The organism is Zavarzinia compransoris (assembly GCF_003173055.1).
GTDB lineage: Bacteria > Pseudomonadota > Alphaproteobacteria > Zavarziniales > Zavarziniaceae > Zavarzinia > Zavarzinia compransoris.
Genome location: NZ_QGLF01000002.1, coordinates 813,573 through 833,889, shown reverse-complemented (window position 1 = coordinate 833,889; position 20,317 = coordinate 813,573). Strand labels below are relative to the sequence as shown.

The following is a 20,317-nucleotide window of genomic DNA, read 5'->3' as shown; positions in this document are numbered from 1 at the left end:
CGCGTTGGTATCGCAAAAGGCCGGTGAAGGCAATCGCTATCAGGCCCCAGGCGCTATCAGGTCCCGGGGCGCCATCGGGCCCCGGACACCATCCGGCCGCCGGATCAGAGCCGCCCTAGAAGCTCGGCCTTCTTGGCGGCGAATTCGGCCTCGGACAGGATGCCCCGCGCCTTGAGATCGGCCAGCTTCTCGATCGCCCCGAAAATATCCAGCCCGCCGGCCGTGGGCGCCGGGGCGGGTATGGGGGCCGGCACCGGGGCGGGCTCGGCAAAAACGGTCACCGGCACCGCCGGCGGGGGCTCGACCGGTGGGAGCTCGACCGGCGGGACAGCAATCGGCGGGGCAACGACCGGCGGGGCAGCAACCGGCGGGGCAGCAACCGGCGGGGCAGCAGCCGGCGGGGCAGCAGCCGGCGGGGCAGCAGCCGGCGGGGCAGCAGCCGGCGGGGCAGCAGCCGGCGGGGGCGCCGGCGGCTGGCCGTTCACCGAGATCACGGGCAGGCTGGCGACATCGATCAGGCCGTATTGGCTGGAGAAGGACAGGCTGCCGCCCAGGGACTGCTGCTGCGAGAAGCCGCCGATCCAGTGGTCCAGCGTGTCGTAGAGCGTGACCGTGCCGTTGACGTCGATCGCCAGGCGGTGCGCGCCGGAAAACCAGGCATAGCGCACATTGTTCTGCGCGCCCGTGCTGTCGGGCATGCCGATCCCGTCCGGCCACCAGTTCGCCCCCTGGCCGGGCGGCGGCGGCACGAACAGGCTGACGGCGCCGGCAAAGCCGGTGCCCTGGACGCCGGGCCCCTGGGGCTGGCCCTGATAGCCCTGATTCTGGTAGCCCTGGCCCTGATAGCCCTGGGTTTGGGACTGGAAGCTGCCGGTGGCGATCAGGCCGGGCTGGCTGGCGACGAGATCGGCCAGTTCGTAGGCCAGGGAATCGACCCGGGCCTTCAGGTTGTTGTTGAACATGTCCGACAGCATGATCATGCCGCCGCGCATCCATTGGCCGGAACCGGCGAATTCCGGGTGGTTGAACTGGGCCATGCCGCCGTTGCCGTTGATCACGCTGTTCAGCATGCTGGCGACGGCATCCGGGCTGAAGCCGTGGCGGCGCGCGATGTCGTTCACGGCCTGCTGGCCGTCGGGGGAAAGCTGTCGCATCGAATGACCTATGGGGAAGAACGCAGGTCCCCACCCTGAGCCTATTTGATGACAAAGGCGAGAAAACTCGCCCGCAGTTGGCAGCGCGGCCGGCGGCGGCTATTACTGCGCCATCTTTCGACAAGCGACGATGGTCCGACCCATGAGCGACAGCCTGCCCGACCGGCTTTCCACCAACCCGAAAAGCCCCCACTACAACGAAGACCTGCTGAAGCGCGGCATCGGCATCCGCTTCAAGGGCCAGGAAAAGACCAATGTCGACGAATATTGCGTCTCGGAAGGCTGGATCCGGGTCGCCGCCGGCACTGCCCGCGACCGCAACGGCAATCCCCTGACCATCCTGCTGAAGGGCCCGGTCGAGCCCTATCTGCGCGACGACGCGGAATAAGTCGTCCCCCGGCGTCTCCCCGCATCCCGGGGAGACGCCGGCGGCATCAGGCCGCGAATTGCGAGAAGTCGGGCTTCCGCTTTTCGAAGAAGGCGCCGATCGCCTCCGCCACCTCGGGGCCGCGCAGCAGTTCGCCGAAGATCGCGCCCTCTTCCTTCATCCGCCCGGCGACGGCCGGGGTCTGCGACTTCATCAATTGCTTGGTCAGGCGCAGCGCCGAGGGCGAAAGCGCGGTCAGCCGCGCCGCCTTGGCCGCGACATGGCCGGCGAGATCGGCCGCCGGCACCACTTCGTTCACGAAGCCGAGGTCCGCCGCCCGCGCCGCATCGAACTGATCGCCGAACAGGAAAAGCTCCGCCGCCTTGCGGTGGCCGATCATGGCCGGCACCAGGAGGCTGGACGCCGCCTCGGGCACGAGGCCGAGCGCCGTGAACGGCAGCGAGAAGCGCGCCGTATCGGCGGCATAGACCAGGTCGCAGTGCAGCAGCAAGGTGGTGCCGACCCCGACCGCGACGCCGTTGACCGCGGCGATCAGGATCTTCGGGAAGGTCGAGATCGCGGCCAGGAAGCGCGAGACCGGCGATTCCCCGTTCAGGTCCGGCGGGTTCTGCATGAAATCGACCAGGTCGTTGCCGGCGGTGAAGGCCGTGCCCGCCCCGGTCAGCACGACGACGCGGACCGTGGTGTCCGCCGCCGCCTGCGCCAGGGCGCCGACGATGCCGTCATACATCGCCAGGGTGATGGCATTCTTCTTGTCCGCCCGGTTCATGGTGACGGTCATGATCCCGTCGCGGACCTCGGTCAGCACCAGATCGGTCATGGCGTAACTCTCCTCTTCTTTTCGGTCTCTGGCTTTTCGGGCACCCGCGCGGCCAATCCTTTGCGTGGGGGAGCGAAACGTTGCGCGGTGGTATCGAGGAAACGGGCGATCAGGGCCACGTCCTCGGCGCTGTAACCCTCGACGATGCGGCGGTTGACCTCGGCCATCAGCGGCTTCGAGGCGCGCACCCGCTCGCGCCCGGCGTCCGTCAGCGACAGCAGGGTGACGCGGCGGTCGTCGTCATGGGGGCGGCGGGCGATGAACCCCGCCCGTTCCAGCCGCTCGGCGAGGCCGGTGACGGCGGAGGCATTGAGGTCCAGCCGCTCGGCCAGGTCGCCCGGCGTGCAGTCCGGCGTCTCGCCCAGCACGAACAGGGCACCGAGCTGGGCCCCGGTGATATCCAGCCGTTCCAGGAGGACGGCGTCCGCCGCCTTGAACAAGGCGTGGCGGGCGCGGTTCAGCAGGTAGAACAGGCGGGGTGCGGGCGTCGTCATGGCCTGCACCCTAGCCGGAACTACTTCACATGTGAAGTATTATTCGGCCGCATCCCGCGCCTCTACCAGCCGGCGCCAGTAGTGGACGCCGCCCGCCCCCTCCTCCCGCGCGATCAGGCCCCGGGTGCGCAGGCAGTGGAGATGGGCGAGCCCTTCCCCGACCGCCAGCAGGAGGTCGCTGCCTTCGAGCTTGCGACGGAACATCGGACCCATCAGGTCGATGGCGTGACGCGGCTGGTCCAGGGCTTCCATGATCACGTCGAGACGCCGTTCGTGGCCCTGGGTCAGGCGCTGCAGGCGGCTGTGCAGCCCGTGGAAGGGTTCGTTGTGGGCGGGCAGGACGAGGACATCGTCCGGCACCCGGCGCGGAATATCGTCGAGCGAGGCCAGCCATTCGGTCAAGGGGTCGCCCTCGGGATCGGTCACCCCGACCGAGACATTGGAGGAGATCCGCGGCAGCACCTGATCGCCCGAGATCAGCAGCGCGAGTTCAGGGCACCAGAGGCAGGCGTGTTCCGGCGAATGGCCGCGGCCGACCACCACCTCCCACGCCCGGCCGCCGATCTCCAGCCGGTCGCCGTCGGCAAGGCGGCGATGGCCGAGCGGCATCTCGGTGACGCCCATGGCGAAATTGCCGAAGCCGCGCTTGCGGTAATTCGCCAGCATCTCGTCCGAAAAGCCGCAGCGGCGGTAGAATTCGACCGCCTCCGCCGGCGGCTCGGCGCGGACGTCGAGGCAGAGCACGCGGGCGATGAGAAACTCTTCCCGCGTCATCCACAGGTCGGCGCCGAAATGCCGGGCCAGCCAGCCGGCCTGGCCGATATGGTCGGGATGCATGTGGGTGGCGAAGATGCGCGTGACCGGGCGGCCCTGCATCGGGCCGTCGAACAGCCGGTGCCACATGCCCTCGGTCTCGGGGCCGCGCAGGCCGGTGTCGACCACGGCCCAGCCGTCGCCGTCCTCGATCAGCCAGCAATTGATATGGTCGAGGGCGAAGGGCAGCGGGAAGCGCACCCAGAGGACGCCCGGCGCCACCGGGATCGCCTCGCCCGGGGCCGGCTTGTCGTCGAAGGGAAAGGTCAGGCTGCCCACATTGCACCCGCTTCTATTTTCGTTGCGGATGCGAGTGTAGGCCGGTTGACGCGCACGTCAACCTGTGCCCGCCAAGGCGCCCGGACGCGGCGTCAAGCGGGACGCGAAACCCCCTCACCCCCGCCCTCTCCCCCAAGGGGGCGAGGGAGTCGATGCCTTGCGCAGAGCGACCCCCTCGCCCCGCTTGCGGGGAGAGGGATGGGGTGAGGGGCGGATCCGCTCAGGCGACCAGCAGGCCGGGCAGGTCGGCCAGGATGGCGTTGCCTGTGGTCACGGGGCCGAGCAGCGCCGCCGCGACCGGCAGGCGCTGTTCCGCGAAATAGCGGGCGGAGGCGATGCGGGCGCCGAAGAACTTCCGGTCGGCGCCGTCTTCCTTCAGCTTTTCGACCGCGGCCAGGGCCTGGCGGGCCAGCAGCCAGCCGCCGACCACATTGCCCGCCATCTCCAGATAGGTGGAGGCGGTGGCCAGCACGTCGTCGGTATTGGTCGCGACATTGGCCAGCACCCAGTCCGTCGCCTTGGCGAAACCCGCCGCCGCCGGGGCCAACGCCGCCGCGATCGCGGCGAGGTCGGCATGGCCGGCGGCGTTCAGGGCCGGGATCACCGCCTCGATCTCGCCGATCAGGCCGCGCACCGTGTCGCCGCCCTGAAGCGGGACCTTGCGGGTGACGAGGTCGATCGCCTGGATGCCGTTGGTGCCCTCGTAGATCGGGGCGATGCGGCTGTCGCGCCAGTGCTGGGCGGCGCCGGTCTCTTCGATGAAGCCCATGCCGCCGTGGATCTGGATGTTCAGCGAGGTCAGGTCGGTGCCGCGGTCCGTGCACCAGGACTTGGTGATCGGGGTCAGCAGGTCGGCCAGGGCGCGCTCGTTCGTGCGCTCCTCCTCGGTCGGGGCGACCTTGGCGAGGTCGATGGCCAGCGCATTGCGGCAGACCAGGGCGCGCATGGCGTCGATAGTCGAGCGCATGGTGAACAGCATGCGGCGCACGTCCGGATGCTCGATGATCGCGGAGGGGCCCGGAGGGGCGCCGACGGCCCGGCTCTGGCGGCGTTCCTGGGCGAAGGCCAGCGCCTGCTGATAGGCGCGCTCGGCAAGGCCGAGGCCCTGCACGCCGACCGACAGGCGGGCATTGTTCATCATCGTGAACATGGCCTGAAGGCCGCGGTTTTCCTTGCCGATCATATAGCCGACGCAATCGTCGTTGTCGCCGAAGGCCATGACGCAGGTGGGCGAGCCGTGGATGCCGATCTTATGTTCGAGCGAGACGCAGCGGACATCGTTCCGCTTGCCGAGCGAGCCGTCCTCGTTGATCAGGAACTTCGGCACGATGAAGCAGGAAATGCCCTTGGAACCGGCGGGCGCGCCCGGGGTCTTGGCCAGCACCAGATGGATGATGTTCTTCGCGAGGTCGTGCTCGCCGAAGGTGATGAAGATCTTCTGGCCCTTGATGCGCCAGGTGCCGTCTTCGCCCGGGGTAGCGCGGGACTTGATCTCGCCGAGGTCGGAACCGGCCTGGGGCTCGGTCAGGTTCATGGTCCCGGTCCATTCGCCGGCGATCATCTTTTCGAGATAGATCGCCTTCTGTTCCTCGGTACCATGGGCGTGGATCGCCTCGGTGGCGCCCTGGTTCAGCAGCATGACGAGGCCGAAAGCCATGTTCGACGACGACCAGAGTTCGGAGACCGCGACCGTGACCGTCCAGGGCAGGCTCTGGCCGCCGAATTCGGCCTCGAAGGGCACGCCCGGCCAGCCGCCTTCGGTATAGGCTTTCCAGGCGGTCTCGAATTCCTTGGGCAGCAGGACCCGGCCGTTTTCGAGCTTGGCGCCGTTCTTGTCGCCGATCGGGTTGGTCGGGGCGATCACGTCGCGGGCCAGCCTGCCGGCCTCTTCGATCACCTGTTCCACGGTTTCCGGCGTCGCATGTTCGTAAAGCTCGAAGCCCGACAGATCGCCGAGGCGACCGATGGACTGAAGCGTGAACAGCAGCTCACGCGACGGGGCGGAATAGACGGTCATGGATCAAGCTCTCCGAAGATTGTCTGTTTTACGGCCTGCGACCTTTGACGGACAGGCGCGATATGCTAAGGCCAAGTCTTACCATGGAAGCCGACATGACGCCGCAGACGACGGTGCCCATCAGACCCCCGGTGGCCGAGACCATTGCTCAAGCCGGCGCCGCACTCAAGAGTGGTTTTCTCGTCGGGCTGCCAACCGAAACCGTTTACGGCCTCGCCGGTGACGCGACGTCCGATCGCGCCGTCGCGGCGATTTTCGCCGCCAAGGGCCGGCCCAGCTTCAACCCCCTGATCATCCATCTCGCCGATGCGGCCGAGGCGGCGGCCTATGCCGTGGTCTCGCCCCTGGCGGCCCGGCTGATGGCGGCCTTCTGGCCCGGCCCCCTGACCCTGGTGCTGCCGCGCCGGCCAGCGGGTGGGATTTCCCTGCTGGCCTCCGCCGGGCTCGACACCGTCGCCCTGCGCTGCCCGGCGCACCCGGTGGCGCGGGCCGTGATCCGCGCCGCCGGCCGCCCCCTGGCGGCGCCCAGCGCCAATCCCTCGGGCAAGCTCAGCCCGACCTCGGCCCGGGATGTCGCGGACAGTTTTCCGGCCGACGCCCTCGCCCTGGTGATCGACGGGGGGACGGCGCCGGTCGGGGTCGAATCGACCATCGTCGGCCTGTTCGCGGCGGGCGCCACCATGCTGCGCCCGGGCGGCCTGCCCCGGGCCGCGATCGAGGCGATCGCCGGCCCGCTGCGCGCGGCCGGGGACGATGCCCAGGCGCCGCAAAGCCCCGGCCGCCTGCTCTCCCACTACGCCCCGGGGCTGCCGGTCCGCCTGGATGCGGCCACGGTCGCGCCGGACGAGGCCCTGCTCGCCTTCGGCCCGGCCCTGGAGGGGGCGAAGGCGACCCTCAACCTCTCGGCCGCCGGCGATCTGGCGGAGGCGGCGGCCAATCTCTTCGCCATGCTGCGCCAGCTCGATGGCAGCGGCGCCCGGGCCATCGCCGTCATGCCCGTGCCCGGCGACGGCCTGGGCGAGGCGATCCGCGACCGCCTGGCACGGGCGGCGGCGCCGCGGGGGGTGGGCTGATGGGCGGCGCCTACCCCCTCACCCCGACCCTCTCCCCCAAGGGGGCGAGGGAGGACATGGCATCGACTCCCTCGCCCCTCCGGGGAGAGGGCCGGGGTGAGGGGGAAGCGCCATGATCCCGGCCGATATCCTTGGCAAGCTCGCCGCGATCCTCGGCCCTTCGGGCCTGATCACCGATCCGGCCGATCTGGCCCCGAAACTGCGCGACCATCGCGGCCGCTATGCCGGCGCCGCCGCATTCGCCGTCCGGCCGGCGCGCGTGGCCGATCTCGCCGCGGCCATGGCCCTGCTTTACGAGGCCGGCGTGCCCATGGTGCCCCAGGGCGGCAATACCGGCCTCGTCGGCGGCGCCACCCCGGACGGCAGCGGCCGCGAGGTGCTGATCCTGACCGACCGGCTGCGCCAGATCCGCGCGGTCGATCCCGCCGGCGACACGATCACCGTCGAGGCCGGCTGCCTGCTGGCCGAGGTCCAGGCCGCGGCCGAGGCGGCCGGCCGGCATTACGCCGTCTCGCTGGCCTCCGAGGGCAGTTGCACCATCGGCGGCAATCTGTCGACCAATGCCGGCGGCATCCATGTGCTGCGCTACGGCAATACCCGGGAACAGGTCCTCGGGCTCGAGGTGGTGCTGCCGGACGGGCGGCTCTGGCACGGGCTACGCGCGCTCCGCAAGGACAATACCGGCTATGACCTGAAGCACCTGTTCATTGGGGCGGAGGGGACGCTGGGCGTGATCACCGCCGCCTGCCTGAAGCTGTGGCCGCGGCCGGCGGGCCGGGCCGTCGCCTTCTGCGCGGTGTCAGACGTGGCGGCGGCGGTCGCCCTGCTCGGCCGGCTGCGCGGTGCCGCGGGGGAGGCGCTGACCGCCTTCGAACTGATCCCCGAGATCGGCCTCGGCTTCGTCCTGCGCCATATGCCCGGGCGCCGGCGGCCGCTGGCGGCGCCCTCGCCCTGGTATGTCCTGACCGAAATCGCCTCGCAAGGGGCCGACCAGCAGGCGGTGCTGGAAGCCGCCCTCGGCACGGCGATCGCCGATGGCCTGGTGCAGGATGCGGCGATCGCCGCCTCCGACGCCCAGGCCGCCGCCCTTTGGGCCCTGCGCGAGGATATGTCGGACGCCCAGCGCCCCGAGGGCGCCAGCCTGAAGCACGACGTCTCGATCCCGGTGCCGGGCATCGCCGGCTTCGTCGCCGCGGCCGAGGCATCGGTCCGGGCGCGCGACCCCGGGGTGCGCATCGTCTGCTTCGGCCATGTCGGCGACGGCAACCTGCATTTCAACCTCAGTCAACCCCTGGGTGCATCACCTGCGGATTTCCTTGCCCGAACGGAAGAATTCGCCCAGCTTGTGCACGACATCGTCCATGCCCATGCCGGCTCGATCTCTGCCGAACATGGACTTGGCCGCTTGAAGGTGGAGGAAATCACCCGCTATCACGATCAGGTCGAAATCGACCTCAAGCGCCGCATCAAGACGGCATTCGACCCGAAGGGACTGATGAACCCGGGCAAAGTGGTCAGACAATAAAATTGGGGAGGGCTCACATGCCAATGGCATTTGTCACGGGGGCGACCGGCTTTGTCGGCATCAACCTTGTGGACGAGTTGCTGGAGCGGGGCTGGCAGGTCACCTGCCTCGTCCGCGCCGGCTCGAACACCAGGTATCTGTCGAAGCGCGCCGTCAGGATCGTCAACGGTTCGATCACCGACCTCGATTCGCTGCGGTCGGCCATGCCGGCCGCGCCGGAGGCGGTGTTCCACGTCGCGGGCGACACCAACATGTGGTCGCGCAACAACGACCGCCAGACCGCCAACAATGTGACCGGCACGCGCAACATGTGCACGGTCGCCCTGGAAAAGCGGGCGAAGCGCTTCATCCACACCTCGACCATTTCCGCCTGGGGCCTGGTCGACGGCACCATCACCGAGGACACGCCCATGAAGGGCGGCCTGTCCTGGATCAACTACCAGAAATCCAAGTTCCTGGCCGAGCAGGAAGTGCGCAAGGCGATCGAGCGCGGCCTCGACGCCGTGATCCTGAACCCGGGCGCCATCGTCGGGGCCCAGGACAGCCACACCTGGGCCCGGCTGTTCCTGATGGTGGCGCAGGACGAATTGCAGGCGATCCCGCCCGGCGCCCTGTCCTTCGCCCATGTCCGCGAAGTGGTGCGCGCCCATGTCGCCGCCTATGAACTGGGCCGGACCGGGGCCAATTACATCCTGGGCGGCACCGATGCGACCATGCGCGACTTCGTGACCGAAATCTGCCGGCGCCTGGGCAAGCCGCGCGTGCCTTCGGTCCTGCCGCTCGGGGTGCTGAGCGTCTTCGCCCGGCTCTATGCCCTGCGCGGGGCGCTGACCGGGCGCGAGCCGCCGATCACGCCCGAGGTCGCGGCCATGGCGGCCAAGACCAACCCCTGCCCCAGCCTCAGGGCGCAGGAGGATCTCGGCTACCAGACCCGGCCCCTGGCCGAGATGGTCGCCGATTGCGCCGACTGGCTGATCGCCCAGGGCTATATCGAGAGGCCAGCCTGAATGTCCCCTGAGGTTACCCTGCGTCCCATCGCCGATGCCGATGTCGAGGCGCTGGCGGCCCTCTGGCAGGCGACGGGCCTGACCCGGCCGTGGAACGACCCCCGGGCCGACATCGCCCGTGCCCGCGCCTCGCACGAGGCCGAGATCCTGCTGGCCGTCGGCGACGACGGCCGCCTCGCCGGCAGCGTCATGGTCGGGCACGAGGGGCACCGGGCCTGGATGTATTATGTCGCCGTCGCTCCCGCGTTGCAGGGCCGGGGCCTGGGCAGGATCCTGGTCAAGGCGGCCGAGGATTGGGCCGCGGCGCGCGGCATCGAGAAGATGCACCTGCTGATCCGGCCGGAGAACGACCGCGTCCGCGCCTTCTACGCGGCGGCGGGCTATGGCGAGCAGAAACGGGTGATGATGGCGCGCTGGCTGGACGGGCGGCCGCTGGACGCCTGACGACGCAATCTTCCGCACAACAAGAACCGATAACGGGGAGAGCAGCGATGAGTTTCAAACCCTTCGACCTGACCGGCAAGGTGGTGCTGGTGACCGGCGGCAATTCAGGCATCGGCCTCGGCCTTGCCGAGGGCTGCGCCCAGGCCGGGGCCGCCATCGCCCTCTGGGGCACCAACGCGAAGAAGAATGCCGCCGCCGTCGAGCGCCTGGAAGTCCATGGCACCGAGGTCGCGGCCTTCGAGGTTTCCGTGGCCGACGAGGCGGCGGTCGCCGACGGTTTCGCCCGCACGCTGGCCAAGTTCGGCCGGGTCGATACCTGTTTCGCCAATGCCGGCGTCGGCGGCATGGCGCCGTCCTTCATGGAGCTTGGCCTCGACGAATGGCGCCGGGTCATGGCGGTCAATCTCGACGGCGCCTTCCTGACCTTACGCGAAGCCGCGCGTCACATGACGGCCCGGGGCGGTGGCGGCTCGCTGGTCGTCACCGCATCCCTGGCCGGGATCGAGGGCGCCGCCCGCAACCAGCATTACGGCGCCACCAAGGGCGGCGTCATCGCCATGATGCGGGCGATCGCCGCGGAACTCGGCCGGGACGGCATCCGCTGCAACGCCATCCTGCCCGGCTGGATCGAGACCGACATGACCGAGGGCCTGTTCGCCATGCCCCGCTTCCGGGACAAGGTCCTGCCCCGGGTGCCGGTGCGGCGCTGGGGCAGCCCGCGGGATTTTTCCGGCATCGCCGTCTATCTGGCGTCCGACGCCAGTGCCTTTCACACCGGCGACTGCCTTGTGCTCGACGGCGGCTATGCCATCTTCTAGGGCGCTTCCTGTGTTTTCCCCCTCACCCTGTCCCTCTCCCCGGAGGGGCGAGGGAACGCGCTGCAAAGCCCTCGCCCCTCCGGGGAGAGGGTTGGGTGAGGGGAAAAACTCCGCGACCGAAGCTCAAGCCCGCCGGCCCCGGTGCCAGAAAGATGCGTTCCGGTCATGACCCTCGTCCTGCCTCCCTTCCGGTCGCGCTTTCCCTGGTGGGGCGGGCGCTTGCAGACCGTGCGCAACGCCCTGGTGAAACCGGTGGCGGCGCGGCCGGCCGCCGCCGCCAATCCCCTGCGCCTGCCGGTCGGCGACGGCACCGGCGACATCCTGCATGCCACCCTGGACCTGCCGGCGACCATCCGCGCCGAGGCGCCGCTGGTCCTGCTCGCCCATGGCCTGTCGGGCAGCGCGGACAGTTACTACATGCTGGAGACGGCGGCCCGCCTGCTGCCCCTCGGCTTCCGGGTGCTGCGCCTGAACCTGCGCGGTGCCGGGCCCAGCCGGCCCGATTGCCGGCGTCACTACCATGCCGGCCGCTCGGGCGACCTGCGCGATGCCATCGCCGGCCTGCCCGCGGGGCTGACCGCCAGGGGCGTGGTCGCCATCGGCTTTTCACTGGGCGGCAACACGGTCCTGAAACTGGCCGGGGAACAGGGCGCCGCCGGTCCCGTCCGGGCGGTCGCCGCCGTCTGCGCGCCGATCGACCTGGGCCGGACCTCGCGCAGCCTGAACCGGCGGGCCAACCGCCTGTTCCAGGCCCATCTGATGAAGGGCTTCAAGGCCGAATATGTCGCCCCCGGCGCCGAGCTGAGCGATGCCTTGCGGGCCGCCGTCGCCGCCGCGCGCAGCTTCGTCGAATTCGACGCGAATGTGACCGCGCCGCGCAACGGCGTGGCCGATGCCGAAACCTTCTACCGGCAGAACAGCGCGCGTTACTTCGTGCCCGGGATCCGCGTCCCCGCCCTGGTGATCGCCGCCGGCGACGATCCGATCGTGCCCTTCGCGCCCTACCGCGAGGTCGACTGGGCGGCGGTGCCCGCGGTCATCCCCGCCTTCACCCCGGGCGGCGGCCATGTCGGCCACCACGGCCGCGACGGCATCTGGTACATCGACCTGATCGAGCGCTTCCTGGCCACCCTGTGATCAGCCGCGTGCCGGGCAGGCGCTTTCCGGCTCGTCGTCGCCGAGCGTGTCGAGCGGCGTCACCCGGTGCAGGAAACCGTCCTCGGGGGCTACGGCGACGAGGCTGCGGGTGGTGGCGAGCAGGACCGGCTGGCGCATCTGCCGGTCCCAGGGCCGGAACGACAGGGGCGCCCCCTTGAAGCCGGCGACGCCGAATTCGGGCGACAGCAGGGCCGCGCGCAGCGCCGCCGGCTCGGCGCTGCCGGCCTTGGTCATGGCCTCGCCCAGGGCGCGCACGGCCAGCCAGTTGGCGTAATCCCGGGCGGTCATGAAGCGCTTCGCCTGTTTCTCGAAGCGGCGCTGCAACTGGGTGGCGCCCCATTGCTCGTTCGCCCGGCTCCAGCCCAGGGGAACCAGGCCGTGGGTGCCCGCGACCGGGCGCGGCAGCGCGGTCCGATAGGGCAGGTATTCGCCGAAATCATCCGCCTCGTCGGCAACCACCAGCACGTCGTAGTCGTCGACCTTGGTCAGGGGGCGGATTTCCTCGCGGGCATTGGTCACGCCGCTGTCGGTGCGGCGGTGGCCGACCTCATAGGTCCAGGGCTTCTCGAGCGCGATGCGGGCTCCGAAGCGCGTGGCGCTGCGCCGGATCGCGGCGGCGAAATTCTGGTCCGCCGATGCCGGCCCGACCACCAGGAACCAGCGCTTCCAGCCCATCAGGACCAGATATTGCGCCAGCCCGTCGGCCCGCATGGCGCGCGAGACGGCGGTGTGGAACAGGTTGGCGCGGCACCCCTCGCGGCGCAAGGCATCGTCGGTCGCCCGCGCGTTGACGATGATGTCGTCCGCCGTTCCCGGCAGGGCGAGCAGGCTTTCGAGGTCGGCACGGCCGAGATCGGCGACCACCACGCGCGGCCCCGCCGCCAGCAGCGCCGCCAGTTCCGGCACCGCCGCCAGCGCGCCGTCGCGCGGGATCACGATCTCGCCGAGCCCATAGGCCTGGCCGGTGAAGCGGCCGGAGGCATTATTGTCCGCAAGGCCGAGGCGGGCGCCCTCGATCCCCTCCCCCGCCGGCACCGGCTCCATGAAGGAGAAGGGGATCGGCGCCTCCTCGTCCCGGGTAACATGGATGATATCGAGGGTCAGGGGGGCCGCCGCCGCCGGCGCGGCGAGAAGCAGGGCGAGAAGGACGGCGATCACGCGCATGGCTCAGTCTCCCGCGCCGAAAATGCCGGCGGAAAAAAGGTCGATCCAGGCGACGGCTTCCTCGGTCTGGGCCTTGCGCTTTTCGGCGCTTTCGCCCGGCGTGCTGATGAAACCGTCATGGGCCTTGATCCGCCCGTCCACGAAGGCGAAGGGCCCGCCCACCAGCACGGTTTCCGCCTCGGCAAGGCGGCTGTAGCAGGTGTTGAACAGGTCGGGCGCCGGCGCCGGCAGGTCCAGGAATTCGGCCGCCAGGGTGGCGGCGGCGACCCGGGCCTGGGCATTGGCGGAAAAGGCGGATTTCGGCATGTCGCCGGCGATGCAGCCGTCGCCCAGCGCGGAGACTCTGGCCGCCCGGGGATGGCGGAAGGCGGGCCCGGTCACCGGCACCCAGCCGGTGCCATCGCCAAGGCCGCTGTCGAGGGCGACCCGCGCCGCCGTCTGCGGCGGAATGACGTGGAGAAGATCGAAGCGGAAGCGGTCGGTGGCAGTGATCACCGCATCGCCCGCGATCGCCGTCACCCGGCCGATCATGTCGAGGGGCAGCCATTCCACCCGGCCGGGGTAGAGCCGCCGCCACGCATCCTCGAACAGGGCCTGCTTGGGGAAGCTGCCCTTGGCATCGAGGATGACCACCCGCCCGCGCCGACCCCGCGCCTGCATCCGCGCCGCGATCGCCGTCGCCCGTTCATAGGGCGCGGGCGGACAGCGATAGGGCGCGCCGGGCACCACCATAACCACGGTGGCATCGTCGGGCAGGGCGTCGATGCGGTCGCGCAGCGGCAGGATGCCCTCGCCCGCGGTCCAATAGGGCGGCGTGGCGGCGGGGTCGTAGCCGTCATAGGCGGGGGCGGCCATGGCGACGCCGGCGGCCAGGACGACATGATCGAAGGCCCGCCCGCCGATGCGCGGCCGGGCCCCGTCGAGATCGATGCGCGCGACCGTTTCCCGCACCAGGCCGATGCCGAGGCGGGCCAGCGCATCATGGCGGAAGCGCAGCCGTGCATCGTCCAGCCAGCCGCCGAGCACTTGATTGGCGCCATAGCAGGCATGATAGGCGGGCAGCGGCTCGAACACCGTGATCCGCGCCGCCGGCAGCAGGGCACGCAGGCGCCGCGCCGCCGTCATGCCCGCAATGCCGCCGCCGACGACCGCAAGCGCCGGCGCCAAGGTCCCGGCATTCAAGGGCCGGGACAGCAGCGCCGCCCCCGCCCCCGCCAGCAGCCCGCGCCGGCCGATGCCGCCCTTCGTCACGCCGGCTGCGCCCGCGCCCGGCCCAGCAGGCCGCGCTGCGGATCATAGGCCCGGCACGCCAGGGCGAAGGCCACGGCCGTAACACCCAGGACGACGCCGAGCGCCACCGGCGCCACCTCGCCATAGGCGGCGAAGCGGATCAGTTCGACGGCGTAGGTGAAGGGATTAACCAGGCAGAGATAGTGGACCGGGGCCGCCGCCGCCTCCGCGATCTTCCACAAGGGGTAGAGCGCGCTGGAGAGGAAGAACATGGGGAAGATGACGAAATTCATCGCCCCGGCGAAATTCTCCAGCTGCCGGATCGTCGCCGACAGCAGCAGGCCGATCGCCCCCAGCATCAGGGCGGCCAGCACCAGCGCCGGCAGCACCGTGAGATAGCCGAGCGCGGGCAGGCGGACGTCGAACAGGGCGGCGACACCGAGAAAGGCATAGACCTGGACCAGCGACAGCGCCACCCCGGCGGCGAGCTTGGCCAGCAGCAGCCACCAGCGCGGCAGGGGCGCCGTCAGCAGCAGGCGCATCATGCCCATTTCCCGGTCGTAGACCAGCGAGAGCGACGATTGCATGCCGTTGAACAGCAGCACCATGGCGGCCAGCCCGGGCAGGACATAGACCTGATAGGTGACATAGGTCTGATAGGGCGGGATGATCGAGACGCCGAAGACATTCTGGAAGCCAGCGGCAAAGACCATCAGCCACAGCAAGGGCCGCACCAGGGCCGAGGCCAGCCGGCTGCGCTGCTCGACGAAGCGGCGCAATTCCCGCCGGACGATGGCGCCCGCCGCGCCCAGAGCATGGCCCATGCCGGTCATGACGCCCCCTTCCCGGTCAGGGCGAGAAAGGCTTCGGTCAGGCTGGCGCCGCCCGCCGCGGCGACGATCGCCGCCGGCGGCCCGGCCGCGATCACCCGGCCGCGGTCGAGGATCACCACCCGGTCGGCATTGCCCACTTCCTCGACCAGATGGGTGGCCCAGAGCACGCCGCAGCCGGTCAGATGGCGCAGGCGGTCGATCTCGGCGCGGAGCGCGATGCGGCTGGCCGGATCGAGGGCATCACTCGGCTCGTCCAGGAGGAGAAGGCGCGGCGTGCCGATCAGGGCGCGGGCCAGTTCCACCCGCCGCCGCAGCCCGCCGGACAATTCCCGCGCCCGCGATCCCGCCCGTTCCTCGAGCCCGAGGCGGACCAGCGCCTGCTGCGCCGCCGCCGCCCGCGTGCCCCGGGCAATGCCGCGCAGCGCCGCGTAATAGCGCAGGTTCTCGGCCACCGTCAGGTCGAGGTCGAGGGTCGTTTCCTGAAAGACGATGCCGAGGGCCGCGAGCGCCGCCGCCGGCCGCCGTGCGACCTCGATCCCGGCCACCGTCACCGTGCCGCCGTCGGCCGGGATCAGGCCCTCGACGATCCGGAACAGCGTGGTCTTGCCGGCGCCGTTCGGCCCGAGCAGGGCGACGATCTCCCCCGGCGCGACCTGAAGGTCGACACCGTCGAGGGCGCGGCGCCCGCCGTAATGGCGCGACAGGGTACTGACCTTGAGCACCGGCTCCCCCTCGCCCCCACCCCCGCCGGAGGGGGAGGCGCGCCGCGGCAGGGAGACGATCTCGCCCATGGCCCGGCCTATTTCTGCGCCGCCAGATAATCGATCAGGGCCGCGCGCTCCTCGGGCTTCTTCAGCCCCATGAAACTCATGTTGGTGCCGGGCAGGGCCTGGCGCGGGTTGGTCAGGTAGGCGTCCAGTTCCTCGCGCGTCCAGGCCCCGCCCTTCGCCTTCATCGCGTCCGAATACTTGAAGCCCCCGACCGAGGCGACGGGCCGGTCGACGATGCCGAACAGATGGGGGCCGACCTTGTTCTCGTCCGCCTTCACGCTGTGGCAGGACATGCATTTCTTGAATGCCTTCTCGCCCGCCGCCAAATCCGGTGCAGCCAGTTCCTGGGCCTCGGCCGGGGCGACAAGGGCAAGGGCGGCGAAAAATGTCCCGGCGAAGGCAATTCTGGCAGACACGTCGGCTTCCTCCCGTTATTCGAGGGGACGCTACGGGCGCGAGGCCAGGGCGCCAATTGCACTTTCGATCAGTAGACGTGATGGAAATCCGGGCGCCATGATCGCACCATCGGGAGAGTGCCGCGGCGAAGCGGCCAAGGCGGGGAGACATGAGCGAACAGGCAGGGGCAATGGACCGCGGTATCCGGCGCGCGACCAGCGAGGCGGCGGATGTCGACGCGGCGGTCGCCGACATCGTCGCCGGCATCGGGCAGGCCCCGGTCGCCCTGCTGCTGCTGTTCTGCTCGCCGGCCTATAACCTGACCGGCGTCGCCGCCGGCATCGAAGAGGAATTCCCCGGCACCCCGATCGCCGGCTGCACCACGGCGGGCGAGATCACGCCCTTCGGCTATCGCACCGGCACGGTGACCGTCATCGCCTTTTCCGCCGCCCATTTCACCGCGACCGCCCGCCTGATCGAGAATATGTCCGCCTTCAGCTTCGAGGACGGCCAGACCCTGGTGCGCGAGATGCGCCAGCTGCACGGCGAGGCGCGGGGCGGGCGCGCGGGCGGCACCTTCGCCCTGCTGATCAGCGACGGCCTGTCCATGAGCGAGGAAATGCTGGTCTCCATCCTCGGCGACGCCTTCGAGGAGATCCCCCTCGTCGGCGGCTCCGCCGGGGACGACCTGATGTTCCGCGAGACCCGGGTGCTTCTCGGCGAGATCGCGCGGAAGGATGCGGCGATCGTCACCCTGATCTCCACCGACCTGCCGTTCCAGGTGTTCCAGACCCAGCATTTCGTCTCCTCCAGCGAGAAGCTGGTGGTGACGCGGGCCGATCCCTCGCGCCGGCTGGTCGCCGAGATCAACGCCGAGCCGGCGGCGGCCGAATACGCCCGGCTGATCGGCCTGCGCGACGGGGAGCTGAACGCCCAGGTCTTCGCCGCCCATCCCCTGGTGGTCCGGGCCGGCGGGCGCGACTATGTCCGTTCCATCCAGCGCGTGCACGAGGACGGCAGCCTGTCGTTCTTCTGCGCGATCGACGAGGGCATCGTGCTCACCGTCGCCAATTCGATCGACCTCGTCGCCAATCTGGTCGACACCTTCGAGAACCTCAAGCGTTCCGTCGGCAGCATCGAGGCGATCCTCGGCTTCGACTGCGTGTTCCGCTATCTCGAGATGGAACAGCGCCAGATCCTCGGCCTCGTCTCCAAACTGTTCGTCGAGAACCAGGTCGTCGGCTTCTCCACCTACGGCGAGCAATTCGGCATGATGCACGTCAACCAGACCTTCACCGGCATCGCCTTCGGCACCGGGCAAGACCATGAGTGACGCCGACCGTATCAGCCAGCTGGAACGCCAGGTCGCCAAGCTGACCGAGATCAACCGCGCCCTGATGGGCCGGGTCGAGCGCAGCCTCGATTTCCACGGCAATGCCTTTTCCCTGTTCGAGGCGGCGATCTTCCTCGACCGCAAGGTGAACGACCGCACCCGCGAGCTGACCGAGGCCATGCGCTCGCTGGAGACGACCAACAACGAGCTGAACGCCGCGATCATCGCCAGCCACACGGCGCAGAACCGGCTGCACGACGCCATCAATTCGATGTCGGAAGGCTTCGCCCTGTTCGACCGGGACGACCGCCTGATCCTGTTCAACCAGAAATTCCTGGACTATTGGCCGTCGCAGCGCGACCGGGTGCGGGCCAGCATCACCTATCACGAATTGCTGACGCAAGGCTTCCGCCACGGCGACATCGCCATGGTGCAGGAACTGGCGGCCGACTGGATCAAGAGCCGGCTGGCGGAACGCCAGCAGGTCCGCCGCGGCCAGCCGGCGCGCAGCATCTATGCGCTGCGCGACGGGCGCTGGGTGCAGATGAACGACCGCCTCTCGGCCGAGGGCGGCATCGCCTCGGTCCTGACCGACATCACCGACCTGAAGCGCGCCGAGCACGAAATGCGCGAACAGGCCCTGGCCGAGCGCTCGCTGCACCTCCAGGCGACGATCGAAAGCATGTCGCTGGGCGTCGCCGTGTTCGAGGCCGGGGGCATGCTGGTCCATGCCAACGAGCGGTTCTGGCGCCTGCTCGACCTGCCGCCGGTCTTCGCCATGCCGGGCGCCACCTTCGACGAATTCAAGGCCTACAACGAGCGCCGGGGCTCCACCGCCCTGGTGCCGGAAGTGGGCACCGGCTCGGACGAATGCAGCTGGATGGGGCGCTGGTTCTCGATCAAGCGCGACCGCATGCCGGACGGCGGCTTCGTCTGCACCTTCGCCGACGTGACGACGCGGAAGGAGGCGGAGGTCGCCCTTCGCGACAGCGAGCGCCGCATCCGCCTCGTCACCGACGCCATGCCGGCCATGATCTGCTATGTCGATGCCGGGCTGATCTACCGCTTCACCAACCGGCCCTACCGCGAGACCTTCGGCCGCGGCCACGATCCGCTCGGGCTGCATGTCGCGCAGATCCTGGCGCCGGCCGATTTCGCCACCCGCAAGGGCCATATGGATCAGGCCCTGAGCGGGCGCTTCACCACCTTCGAACTGATGCTGCCAGGCCAGGGCCGCTTCGGCATCGCCACCTATGTCCCCCATATCGCCGACGACGGTGCCGTCATCGGCTTCTTCACCCTGATCCAGGACATCACCGAACGGCGGCGGGCGGAAAAGCTCCTGGCCGAGGCGAACGAGATGCTGGAGCGCCGGGTCGCGGAACGCACCGCGACCCTGGTCACCCTGAACGAGACCCTGCGCAACGAAATCTCCGAGCGCGAGCGCGTGTCGATCGAATTGCAACAGGCAAAGCTCGACGCCGAACGCGCCAACGTGTCGAAGACCAAATTCCTGGCCGACGCCAGCCACGACCTGTTGCAGCCCCTGAACGCCGCCCGTCTCTTCGTCTCGTCCCTGACCGACCAGGCCCTGCCGGTGCCGAGCGCCGGCCTGATCCGCAAGCTGGACAATTCCCTGACCGCGGTCGAGGAACTGCTGGGCACCCTGCTCGACATTTCCAAGTTCGATGCCGGGCGCGTCACCATCGAGGAACAGGTGGTGGCGCTGTCGCCGATCCTGAACGGCCTGCTGGACGAGATGGGGCCGGTCGCCCGCGCCCGCGGCCTCGATCTGCGCCTGGTGCCGGCCACCCTTTCGGTCAGGACCGATCCCCGGCTGTTCCGCCGCATCCTGCAGAACCTTCTGTCCAATGCCATCCGCTACACGCCGAAGGGGCGCATTCTCCTCGGCGTGCGGCGCGGGCGGCATCATGCGCGGATTTTCGTCCATGATACCGGGGTCGGCATCCCGGCCGACCGGATGGAGGAAATCTTCGAGGAATTCCGCCGCCTGGACCAGCCGAACGGCATGGTCAACGGCTTCGGCCTCGGCCTGTCCATCGTGCGCCGCATCGCCCGCTTGCTGGGGCACCGGATCAAGGTGCGCTCGACTCTCGGGCGCGGTTCCGCCTTCTCGATCGAACTGCCGATCGCGACGACGCGGCCGGTGGAACGGCCGGCGGTGCCGGTCCCGGCGGTGACGCCGGTCGCCCGCATCGGCACCCGCGTCCTCGTCATCGACAACGAACAGGCGATCCTGGACGGCATGCGCTCGCTGCTCGAAGGCTGGTCGTGCGAGGTGGCGGTGGCGCGCGGCGTGCGCGACGCGATCGACAGCATCAACGGCCACCCGCCCGACATCGTGCTGGCCGACTACCACCTCGACCGGGGCGAGACCGGGATCGAGGCGATCGGCGCCCTGCGCCGGCGGCTCGGCGGCGCCGTCCCCGCCGCCCTGCTGACCGCCGACCGCAGCGTCGAACTGCAACGCAACGTCTCGGCCATGGAACGCTGCGCCCTGCTCTACAAGCCGGTGAAGCCGGCCAAGCTGCGCGCCCTGATGACTGCCCTGCTGGACGGTTAAAGCATCTTCAGGCGAAG

The 20,317-nt window shown here is 69.8% G+C and carries 19 protein-coding genes; 9 read left to right on the top strand and 10 right to left on the bottom strand.

The features are described from left to right. Nucleotides 1–104 precede the first annotated feature (104 nt). Complete coding sequence (locus DKG75_RS23480) at nucleotides 105–1,154, bottom strand: SHOCT domain-containing protein (protein WP_109920878.1); 1,050 nt, start codon at nucleotides 1,152–1,154, stop codon at nucleotides 105–107. Between the two features lie 142 nt (nucleotides 1,155–1,296). On the opposite strand from DKG75_RS23480, the gene DKG75_RS09725 reads away from it, so the two are divergent. Continuing rightward, nucleotides 1,297–1,542: a DUF3297 family protein gene (locus DKG75_RS09725; protein WP_109920877.1), complete on the top strand. Its 246-nt coding sequence runs from the start codon at nucleotides 1,297–1,299 to the stop codon at nucleotides 1,540–1,542. A 46-nt stretch (nucleotides 1,543–1,588) separates the two neighbouring features. Here the strand turns inward: DKG75_RS09725 and DKG75_RS09720 are convergent, their stop codons facing one another. The 4 genes from DKG75_RS09720 to DKG75_RS09705 form a co-directional block, all read right to left on the bottom strand. Further along, entirely contained in the window at nucleotides 1,589–2,362 is a 774-nt protein-coding gene (locus DKG75_RS09720) for an enoyl-CoA hydratase (protein WP_109920876.1), read from the bottom strand. Next, on the bottom strand, nucleotides 2,359–2,856 hold the full coding sequence (locus DKG75_RS09715; protein WP_109920875.1) for a MarR family winged helix-turn-helix transcriptional regulator: 498 nt from the start codon (nucleotides 2,854–2,856) through the stop codon (nucleotides 2,359–2,361). The genes DKG75_RS09720 and DKG75_RS09715 overlap by 4 nt, the downstream gene beginning before the upstream one ends. A 39-nt stretch (nucleotides 2,857–2,895) precedes the next feature. Next, a complete protein-coding gene (locus tag DKG75_RS09710) occupies nucleotides 2,896–3,948 on the bottom strand; it encodes an MBL fold metallo-hydrolase (RefSeq protein WP_208111975.1) in 1,053 nt (350 codons plus the stop codon). Nucleotides 3,949–4,168: 220 nt separating this feature from the next. Continuing rightward, entirely contained in the window at nucleotides 4,169–5,965 is a 1,797-nt protein-coding gene (locus DKG75_RS09705; protein ID WP_109920873.1) for an acyl-CoA dehydrogenase family protein, read from the bottom strand. A 95-nt stretch (nucleotides 5,966–6,060) separates the two neighbouring features. Between DKG75_RS09705 and DKG75_RS09700 the strand changes: the two genes are divergently transcribed. The 6 genes from DKG75_RS09700 (at nucleotide 6,061) to DKG75_RS09675 (ending at nucleotide 11,969) form a co-directional block, all read left to right on the top strand. Next, nucleotides 6,061–7,038, top strand: coding sequence for an L-threonylcarbamoyladenylate synthase (locus tag DKG75_RS09700; protein ID WP_109921086.1), 978 nt, complete (start codon nucleotides 6,061–6,063; stop codon nucleotides 7,036–7,038). Nucleotides 7,039–7,150: 112 nt separating this feature from the next. Further along, nucleotides 7,151–8,563 carry an FAD-binding oxidoreductase gene (locus DKG75_RS09695; protein ID WP_208111976.1) on the top strand — a complete coding sequence of 471 codons (1,413 nt, stop codon included), beginning with the start codon at nucleotides 7,151–7,153 and terminating at the stop codon, nucleotides 8,561–8,563. A 17-nt stretch (nucleotides 8,564–8,580) separates the two neighbouring features. Further along, the gene (locus DKG75_RS09690; protein ID WP_109920872.1) at nucleotides 8,581–9,570 is read left to right on the top strand and encodes an NAD-dependent epimerase/dehydratase family protein; all 990 of its coding nucleotides are present in this window, start codon (nucleotides 8,581–8,583) and stop codon (nucleotides 9,568–9,570) included. Further along, nucleotides 9,571–10,014, top strand: a complete 444-nt coding sequence (locus tag DKG75_RS09685) for a GNAT family acetyltransferase (RefSeq protein WP_109920871.1) — start codon at nucleotides 9,571–9,573, stop codon at nucleotides 10,012–10,014. A gap of 47 nt (nucleotides 10,015–10,061) precedes the next feature. Further along, on the top strand, nucleotides 10,062–10,832 hold the full coding sequence (locus tag DKG75_RS09680) for an SDR family NAD(P)-dependent oxidoreductase (RefSeq protein ID WP_109920870.1): 771 nt from the start codon (nucleotides 10,062–10,064) through the stop codon (nucleotides 10,830–10,832). Between the two features lie 165 nt (nucleotides 10,833–10,997). After that, nucleotides 10,998–11,969 (top strand): YheT family hydrolase, encoded by a 972-nt coding sequence (locus tag DKG75_RS09675; RefSeq protein ID WP_109920869.1) that lies wholly within the window; start codon nucleotides 10,998–11,000, stop codon nucleotides 11,967–11,969. Here DKG75_RS09675 and DKG75_RS09670 read toward each other — a convergent pair whose 3' ends face one another. From DKG75_RS09670 to DKG75_RS09650, 5 genes are all read right to left on the bottom strand, one after another. Beyond that, nucleotides 11,970–13,154 carry an ABC transporter substrate-binding protein gene (locus tag DKG75_RS09670; RefSeq protein WP_109920868.1) on the bottom strand — a complete coding sequence of 395 codons (1,185 nt, stop codon included), beginning with the start codon at nucleotides 13,152–13,154 and terminating at the stop codon, nucleotides 11,970–11,972. A gap of 3 nt (nucleotides 13,155–13,157) precedes the next feature. After that, nucleotides 13,158–14,405, bottom strand: coding sequence for an FCSD flavin-binding domain-containing protein (locus DKG75_RS09665; protein ID WP_109920867.1), 1,248 nt, complete (start codon nucleotides 14,403–14,405; stop codon nucleotides 13,158–13,160). Next, nucleotides 14,402–15,217 (bottom strand): ABC transporter permease, encoded by an 816-nt coding sequence (locus DKG75_RS09660; protein ID WP_166646378.1) that lies wholly within the window; start codon nucleotides 15,215–15,217, stop codon nucleotides 14,402–14,404. The genes DKG75_RS09665 and DKG75_RS09660 overlap by 4 nt, the downstream gene beginning before the upstream one ends. Continuing rightward, nucleotides 15,214–15,939 carry an ATP-binding cassette domain-containing protein gene (locus DKG75_RS09655; protein ID WP_243746469.1) on the bottom strand — a complete coding sequence of 242 codons (726 nt, stop codon included), beginning with the start codon at nucleotides 15,937–15,939 and terminating at the stop codon, nucleotides 15,214–15,216. Before DKG75_RS09655 ends, DKG75_RS09660 begins: the two co-directional genes overlap by 4 nt. A 77-nt stretch (nucleotides 15,940–16,016) precedes the next feature. Further along, complete coding sequence (locus DKG75_RS09650) at nucleotides 16,017–16,403, bottom strand: c-type cytochrome (protein WP_109920865.1); 387 nt, start codon at nucleotides 16,401–16,403, stop codon at nucleotides 16,017–16,019. 170 nt (nucleotides 16,404–16,573) lie between these two features. Between DKG75_RS09650 and nosP the strand changes: the two genes are divergently transcribed. Together nosP and DKG75_RS09640 are read left to right on the top strand one after the other, a co-directional pair. Next, entirely contained in the window at nucleotides 16,574–17,716 is a 1,143-nt protein-coding gene (nosP, locus tag DKG75_RS09645; protein ID WP_109920864.1) for a nitric oxide-sensing protein NosP, read from the top strand. Next, on the top strand, nucleotides 17,709–20,300 hold the full coding sequence (locus DKG75_RS09640; RefSeq protein ID WP_109920863.1) for a hybrid sensor histidine kinase/response regulator: 2,592 nt from the start codon (nucleotides 17,709–17,711) through the stop codon (nucleotides 20,298–20,300). The genes nosP and DKG75_RS09640 overlap by 8 nt, the downstream gene beginning before the upstream one ends. The last annotated feature ends 17 nt before the right edge of the window (nucleotides 20,301–20,317 follow it).

What these genes read in the sequence shown, in the direction of transcription:
- DKG75_RS23480 (WP_109920878.1), bottom strand. Translation starts at nt 1,154, where the DNA reads ATGCGACAGCTTTCCCCCGACGGCCAGCAGGCCGTGAACGACATCGCG.
- DKG75_RS09725 (WP_109920877.1), top strand. Translation starts at nt 1,297, where the DNA reads ATGAGCGACAGCCTGCCCGACCGGCTTTCCACCAACCCGAAAAGCCCC.
- DKG75_RS09720 (WP_109920876.1), bottom strand. Translation starts at nt 2,362, where the DNA reads ATGACCGATCTGGTGCTGACCGAGGTCCGCGACGGGATCATGACCGTC.
- DKG75_RS09715 (WP_109920875.1), bottom strand. Translation starts at nt 2,856, where the DNA reads ATGACGACGCCCGCACCCCGCCTGTTCTACCTGCTGAACCGCGCCCGC.
- DKG75_RS09705 (WP_109920873.1), bottom strand. Translation starts at nt 5,965, where the DNA reads ATGACCGTCTATTCCGCCCCGTCGCGTGAGCTGCTGTTCACGCTTCAG.
- DKG75_RS09700 (WP_109921086.1), top strand. Translation starts at nt 6,061, where the DNA reads ATGACGCCGCAGACGACGGTGCCCATCAGACCCCCGGTGGCCGAGACC.
- DKG75_RS09695 (WP_208111976.1), top strand. Translation starts at nt 7,151, where the DNA reads ATGATCCCGGCCGATATCCTTGGCAAGCTCGCCGCGATCCTCGGCCCT.
- DKG75_RS09690 (WP_109920872.1), top strand. Translation starts at nt 8,581, where the DNA reads ATGCCAATGGCATTTGTCACGGGGGCGACCGGCTTTGTCGGCATCAAC.
- DKG75_RS09685 (WP_109920871.1), top strand. Translation starts at nt 9,571, where the DNA reads ATGTCCCCTGAGGTTACCCTGCGTCCCATCGCCGATGCCGATGTCGAG.
- DKG75_RS09680 (WP_109920870.1), top strand. Translation starts at nt 10,062, where the DNA reads ATGAGTTTCAAACCCTTCGACCTGACCGGCAAGGTGGTGCTGGTGACC.
- DKG75_RS09675 (WP_109920869.1), top strand. Translation starts at nt 10,998, where the DNA reads ATGACCCTCGTCCTGCCTCCCTTCCGGTCGCGCTTTCCCTGGTGGGGC.
- DKG75_RS09670 (WP_109920868.1), bottom strand. Translation starts at nt 13,154, where the DNA reads ATGCGCGTGATCGCCGTCCTTCTCGCCCTGCTTCTCGCCGCGCCGGCG.
- DKG75_RS09660 (WP_166646378.1), bottom strand. Translation starts at nt 15,217, where the DNA reads ATGACCGGCATGGGCCATGCTCTGGGCGCGGCGGGCGCCATCGTCCGG.
- nosP (WP_109920864.1), top strand. Translation starts at nt 16,574, where the DNA reads ATGGACCGCGGTATCCGGCGCGCGACCAGCGAGGCGGCGGATGTCGAC.
- DKG75_RS09640 (WP_109920863.1), top strand. Translation starts at nt 17,709, where the DNA reads ATGAGTGACGCCGACCGTATCAGCCAGCTGGAACGCCAGGTCGCCAAG.